Origin of the sequence: Segatella copri (assembly GCF_019127135.1) — a bacterium.
In the GTDB taxonomy this organism is placed as follows: Bacteria; Bacteroidota; Bacteroidia; order Bacteroidales; family Bacteroidaceae; genus Prevotella.
This window is the reverse complement of the sequence record NZ_JAHOEA010000208.1, coordinates 1-375: the sequence shown is the minus strand read 5'-3', so window position 1 is coordinate 375 and position 375 is coordinate 1. Positions and strand designations below refer to the sequence as shown.

At 53.3% G+C, this 375-nt stretch carries 1 protein-coding gene; it reads right to left on the bottom strand.

Features of this window, described 5'->3' with window-relative positions:
• Window positions 1–375: BT4734/BF3469 family protein (locus KSW37_RS15890; RefSeq protein ID WP_301331791.1), on the bottom strand; the 375-nt coding region annotated here is incomplete at both ends.

Sequence of the window (375 nt, the reverse complement as noted above, 5' to 3'; positions counted from 1 at the left end):
GGCGACTCGTCTTCCTGTTTGCGAGGGCTTTTCTTTCTGGGTTTTTCAGCCTCCGTCTGTCTTTTCCTGTTCTGTTCCTCCTGTTGCTTTGTAGCTTTTTCGAAGTTCTCCACCTCCTCCCGGGTGATGGCGAGAACCTCGGCATTCCAGTTGAAGTAAGCCTCGGGGTCGTAAGCCAGTCCGCAGCTTCTCACCATGTCCTGGCATTGCTTGTCGCTGCTGATACCCAGCAGTTTGTCGTACAGTTTCATGGCTTTCTGTATGGCGAGCTGGTGGAGTTCGGTGGCAGTGAGATTGCATCCTTCAGGGCGCATATATCTGAGCAGGATGCGGAATCCCTTGCCCGAGACGGTGATGTAGAAGACCATGGTGAAG